Annotated in this window: 2 protein-coding genes; both read right to left on the reverse strand. The window is 51.8% G+C overall.

The features are described 5' to 3' along the window. Nucleotides 1-193: 193 nt before the first annotated feature. Nucleotides 194-3,082, reverse strand: coding sequence for a DEAD/DEAH box helicase (locus ACP5KC_RS08275; RefSeq protein WP_428287247.1), 2,889 nt, complete (start codon nucleotides 3,080-3,082; stop codon nucleotides 194-196). A gap of 299 nt (nucleotides 3,083-3,381) precedes the next feature. After that, nucleotides 3,382-5,823, reverse strand: a complete 2,442-nt coding sequence (locus ACP5KC_RS08280) for a Piwi domain-containing protein (RefSeq protein WP_428287248.1) — start codon at nucleotides 5,821-5,823, stop codon at nucleotides 3,382-3,384. Between the last annotated feature and the right edge of the window lie 319 nt (nucleotides 5,824-6,142).

Below are 6,142 nucleotides of genomic sequence, written 5' to 3' on the forward strand. Positions count from 1 at the left end.
GCATTCAGCTCTTGCCTTGGAGGGCCGAGGGGAAACCCGCAGTCATCGACACATCGGTTAGACTCTGAGCCTTGAATGTCTATGGTTGTAGCCACCAGTAGAGAGCGCAACAGGGCAGTCAGGGAATACTGGCCAGACTGGCGCGCGGCCCCCAGGCTGGCGGTGCGCTAACCCAGCGTAGACGGCCGCTAGGCTACCCCAGCATTTTCCCTAGTACATCCCCGTAGAATGCTAAGGTTAACGGGTGTACCCCACTTACATCCACAACCCTCCTCTCCACGACCCTTACGCATCCCCTTCTAAGCTTCTCTATGAGCTTCAACGTCCCCCTCGTATCGTAGAATCTCCTCTCAACCTGTTTTAGGGTCTCCTCCGCCAGGAGACTATCCCGCTGCCTGATATCCGATGGCCTCGTGTACCCTAGGCTTCTAGCTATCTCGTGGGCTACAACCAGCATGTAGGGTGAGTTTTTGATCGACTCCTTTATCTCCCTTTGGTCAACGTTTAGGAGGTATTTGACTACGTCTAGGCTTGGCTTATGGACTACTAGTATCCCGTACGGCTTGGGTAACACGTATACGACCTCACCCCTCCTGCTCCCAGCGAGTAGTATCGAGGTTATCGTATTGGAGATCCTGCTTCCAAACGGGTAAAGCATGGTTGTCACGACTAGATCGTACCCCCTAGTAAGGCCGAGCTTCCTCGGTTTAACCTTAAACACCCTAGAGGCTATCCTATCGACTACCATCGTCCTATAGCCGGGGGCTACGTAGTGCTTCACCTTAGAGAGCCCTCTCAGCAAGCCCCTAATGCTGTCGTCTAGCTCCACCCTTAAACTACCGAACCTGACGACCCTCCTCTCCCCGAGCTCACTCAGCCTTCCCAGTAACCTGTAGACTTCGACTGCGACGCTGGCGTGAACCGGTATACCGCCGCTCTTCCAAATCGGTATCGTGAACTCGTCGGTATCGGCGGCTACGACTATGATCTCCCTTCTCCCGGGCTTGGTATAGACGACCCGCCATACTCTACCAGCTAGTCTAATCACGCTGTCCTTTCTTATGAAGACAAGGTTGGCGGCGTCCACGGCTCCTACCTCGTTCCCACTAATATCCACGATCTTCACCTCCTCTCTCGGTGGTATGAAGGAGAAGAAGCTCCTCCAAGCTCTCCTGTCCCACACTAGTCTAAAATTGTCGCCTAGTAGTAGCCTGTCACCAGCTTGCTTCAGTAGGCCTTTACTTTTGAGTTCTTCGATCAGCTTCTCTAACCCCTTATCGAGGTCGGCGGTATGGGGGAAGGCTAGCCTTAGTAGCTCTCTAACCTCCGATACCCCCACCCCTCTACCCCTCAATCTGTAGGTCTCAGCCAGGATCTCCCTAGCTATCACGTCCAGCGATGGCGTGTAGACTTCGTAGCCTACCAGTCTCCTCCTACTAAGCATGCTCATTATGGCTATGAGCTCGAGTACATCCGTAGCATCCAACGCTATAAGAGCCACCTTGGACACGGTGTGCGGCTTGTGGGAACTCCTGCCCACCCTCTGCGCGAAGTACTCGGGTAGCCTAGGCGACCCCAGAAGAGCCACCTTTTCTGCCGAGCCGATGTCTACGCCTAGTTCCAGAGTCCTCGTAGCCACTAAGCCCCTGAGCCTTCCCTCTCTAAACATCCTCTCCAGCTCCCTTCTTATTGCGGGAGCTACAGAACCGTGGTGCACGCCTATGTCCTTAACTCCCTTCTTGTTGAGTTTATGGTGCAGTAGCTCAGCTAGCGCTCTAGTGTTGACGAATACGAGGTAACCCCTATCATCCCCTATAGCGTTCATTAAGGCTGTTACAAGCTCCTCATCATCACCAACCATGATCATTCTAGCCTCCACCACTCTACTCCTGGGGTCTCTCACCACCTCAACAGGGCCATCACTACCCCCCAGGAGTCTAGCTATGAGGCCTGGGTTTGGAAGTGTTGCTGATATGAAGAGTCGCTGGATCCTCCTACCGGTTAGCCTCTTAAGCCTCTCTAGTAGGATTAAAATCTGCTCGCCCCTCTTACCGTTTATAACCTCGTGTACCTCGTCTACTACAACGTAGTCAACGTTAGCCAGGCGCTTCCAGCATTCGGGCCTAGTGTCTAGGATCAGCTCCAGGGATTCAGGTGTTGTAACCAGGATGAGTGGTGGCTTTGTACAAATCTCATCCTTAACATCTCTATCCACGTCGCTATGCCACTCCCTGACGGGGTCCGAGGAGCCATCGAAGAGTGGGCGGGTTAAGCCTCTAATCCTCTCAGCTATATCGTGGCATAGGGCTCTCATGGGTGTTACGTAGAGGACTTTCACCCCCACTAGACCGCCCCTCCTCTCGCGTTCGTCTAGGAGTTTACTGATAACGGGTAGTAGGACGCTCTCCGTTTTACCGGACCCGGTCGGGGCTATAACTAGAAGGTTTCTACCAGCTAGAACTCTCGGTATCGCTAGCACTTGTATAGGCGTAGGCTCCTTGAAGCCTTTCTCCTTGAGGAGTTGCTGAAGCCTGGGATTCAACAATGTGAAAGGGTACCAGGAGCCCCTAAGTAGTCTAGCCAATCCACCCCTAAGTCTGAGCGTTAAATCCTCGACGGCGTTGAGGAGGGGTCTCACGTAGGGCTCCAGCGTTAGCGTGGCGTATTCGAGGTTAGAGCGCACACAGGCCCCAAACCTAGGCTCGGCCACCTCCACGTAACCCTGGGTGTAGGCTCTAGCCCTGCCCCACAACCTTTCAAATCTCTCTAAACCGCCGGGTAGCTCGCGTAGAGCGATGGGCCTGGATACAACATCACATGTCAGCCTGCGAGGTCCCCTATAGGCTTTACCATCAACGACCCACAAACCCTTAGCGCCCAGGAGGCCACTGTAAAACCTAACCTCGACGCACGAGCCTAGTCTACCGATAAGCTCCCACGGGGTACTGTTGGGGAGGAGAAGTCTAACGCTAATACCACGCAAGCACATGGAGTTGACCACGTTAACACCACAATCGTCTAAACCGCCCAAGATAGCCCAAACACTGGATCTAACGTTGTGTAGAAGGTCGCCTGAACCCACTCAGTGAACACCTCTTTCCACCGGCTTTGTATCGTGAGAGTTCCTATAGCAAATAGCAAACACTACTAGGAACATAATTTTCACCAAAATAATATTAAGGCTATTGTTGCTACTGGAAGCGCATTGAACAGTATTACAACATGTGGAATAGCCTTTCAATGCTCTTTAACGGCGAGAAGCCCGTAGAGAAGACCTGTTGAAGTACATGAAAGTGCTAGCTACCAATCACAACACTCACCGAAACCCACCACAAGCTAAACCCACGGCATGGGCTAGCGGAACCGTTATAAATGGTGTAGTTAGAGGAAGTAGAGTAGGCCGTCTCTCAGATACCTCCTCTCGATCTCCCACCCACTCCTCAACGCGTCGAGGAGTTTATCAGCGTAGTGTACCGGGGCTGGTAGCCTGAGCCCGGTCTCGCCCTCTATCGTCGAGTAGTTCAGGTGGGAGAGCCCCCTGAGTAGCCTCAGGTCGTCCACCGACACCCGCTCCTCTCTCACTGTACCCTTCGCGAACACGTACTTCACCTTGTCGATCTTAATAGGCCTTGGTAGCATGTCCCGCTTCAGCATATGAGTCTTCAGCAGGTAGGCATCCCCTATGTCAACAAACCATTCGACTCGACTATCCGATAACTGCTGGAACGGAGTCCTCTTCTTGACATTTATTACTTCTATCGTGCAGTCTTTCGTCCTCGATATGTCTGCCAGCTGAGTTATCTCCTCTTTGGTTAAACGACCGTCTCTCAGTACTAGGATTCTCTTCCCCTTGAGTTCGGCGTAATTTTCGTACTCGATCTGCTCTAGTAGATCCCCTATCCTAGCTGTCTCCCTACCAGGGTATCCGAGCCCGTACACCGGGACCAAGTTCATTAGACGGCCCATCTTGTCGAACAACACTACAGAGCCTACGATTCTAGACCCCTCAACCTCCCCGTGGCCGACGTCAACACCTATGATCAGATCGTAATCTGTAGACTTGCTTAACGTGAGGTACTTTACTCCAAGCTTACCGAGCATATCGTAGAACATGTTGGAGATCGCTGGCATAAGGATTCTCTTGTCAACCCTACCGTCGGATACGTATTTCCTCACGTCGATATTCTGGCTTATAACATTCCCCTTAAATAACACCTTCTTGAGAGGCCTATAGTAGTCCTCCTCGTCGTCAGCCGGACGCTCACCTAGTATGAAGGCAAAGGCCAGCTTTCCGCCAGTTACTTTCCTGACTTCCTTCAACACGTTGCTATAATCGCCGTGAGTGAACAAGATGGGCTGCCTGTGGACCCTCAGCTTTGGTAGTTTGATTTTAAGGGGCTCGTAGACCTCCCTAACTATCTCGTATAACCTCGTAACGTTCTCAACTACGACGTCCATGATCTCGAATGAGAGGGGGTCTAGCCCATCCTCGACCAGTACTAGTAGCTGGAGTTCATCGAGCTCCCGTAGGGTTGCCGGTACGTAGTTGGGTACCGGTATCTCGACCTTTACACTCCTACCCTCTTCGACTTTCTTAACAATTCTTATTAGTTGTAGCGGTTTCATCACGTCGGCTGTGAACGAGACTTCGCGCTCGGATCTATTTATGATACTCGGCTTGCCACCGTTATACTCTACCTCAACTAGTTCGACTTTAAGGGGCTTTTCGCCCTCTATACTCTCTATGTTCAAGTGAGTGGCTTCCGAGAGGTATCCTAAGCTCCTGGCTATCGCGTTGATCAGCCTACCCTTGTAGCCTCCACTGTTTACGAGCTCCCTGAGTTTAGCTAAGATCCTGTCCTCGTGCTTTTCAGCTAATCTCGGGTCGTATACGGGTATACAGTACTGTGCTGGTATGTAGACTGGCCTCCTCCCCATCTTACCGGCTCTGGTTGCCTCTAGTACCGGCTGGTTTGGATCAACTTCCTCGACGAGCTTCTTCATGAGCCGTTCAAACCTGGTCTCTAAACCCTCCTCTCGGGCCTTCACGACGGGGTATTTTACCAGCTCCTCGTACCCCATCGGAGGGCTCTTCTCCTCGTAGGAGCTCCTGTCAATGACGTTTGCTACAACATAAGTTCCGGGTCTACCCCTAGCGATATCCAGTATGTACCTGCACCTGACGTGTTCCACTAGGCTCCTTAGCTTATCCAGGCTCCTCTCAGCCATGTGGTCCCATAGGTTACCGTTGTAGTCTATGTCGAGACCCACGTTTAAGGCCACGAATAGCTCGTCGTTAAACCAGAAGACGTAGACATCATTACTATCGACGGTAAGCCTAGCATTCCACCTGCCAACTCGGAAGACGCTTCTTGACCTCTTAACATTCCTATACCCCTTGCTAGTAAGCCCCTTTAAGACTTCGTCGAGGATCCCTCCGACTTCATCACTTTCTTCAAGTACCGCTCTAGAACCGCGTAGAACCTTATCCCTGACATAGACCTTGATAATACTGCGTACACCGTCGACGGGGACTTCCTTAAGAGTCACAGCCTTGTGCGAGCCTATAGATACGCTATCCCTACAAGGCTCTGGAAGATCGCCTATAGGCCTAGTGGTGTAGAGACGCCTACTACCACCATCGTAGTAACCGATATTTTCCAAAGCCTGAATACAGGGATCATCCTCTCTAATAGGCTCCTTGAATGCTAGCTCATACACGTTAATCGAAGGACTACCCTCAAGCTCACCCCGGATAGTCTCCAAGTCGACCCTAAACACGTTAACACGAGGCCCCGAACCTTGATGAGGCTCGGTCCCCATGCCAGGTCATCCATTTACAGCATGGTACATAGAAGGTATTTAAGTCAAATTTTTGTCTAATTCTAGCCGGCGTGACTTAGCTACCTATAACCCTGAGGGTAACGTGGGGATCGCGTTTGCGTATAAGGCGTACCTCGTAAGCCTTACTATCGTCTCAGCATGTCTGACGTGTTTTCCTGGGACTTCTCGTGCCATAATTCGTTGCTGGGTAACCTAAAAGTGGTGCCCTCTACGTCGGGCACAGTACGGCAAGAGAGAGGTGAGTTCACGAAGCTCTTGGGGGAGTCTTGAGCTGGTCTCTTACCGTGTTATAGCTCGA

Source organism: Infirmifilum sp., assembly GCF_049970975.1.
GTDB classification, from domain to species: domain Archaea; phylum Thermoproteota; class Thermoprotei; order Thermofilales; family Thermofilaceae; genus Thermofilum; species Thermofilum uzonense.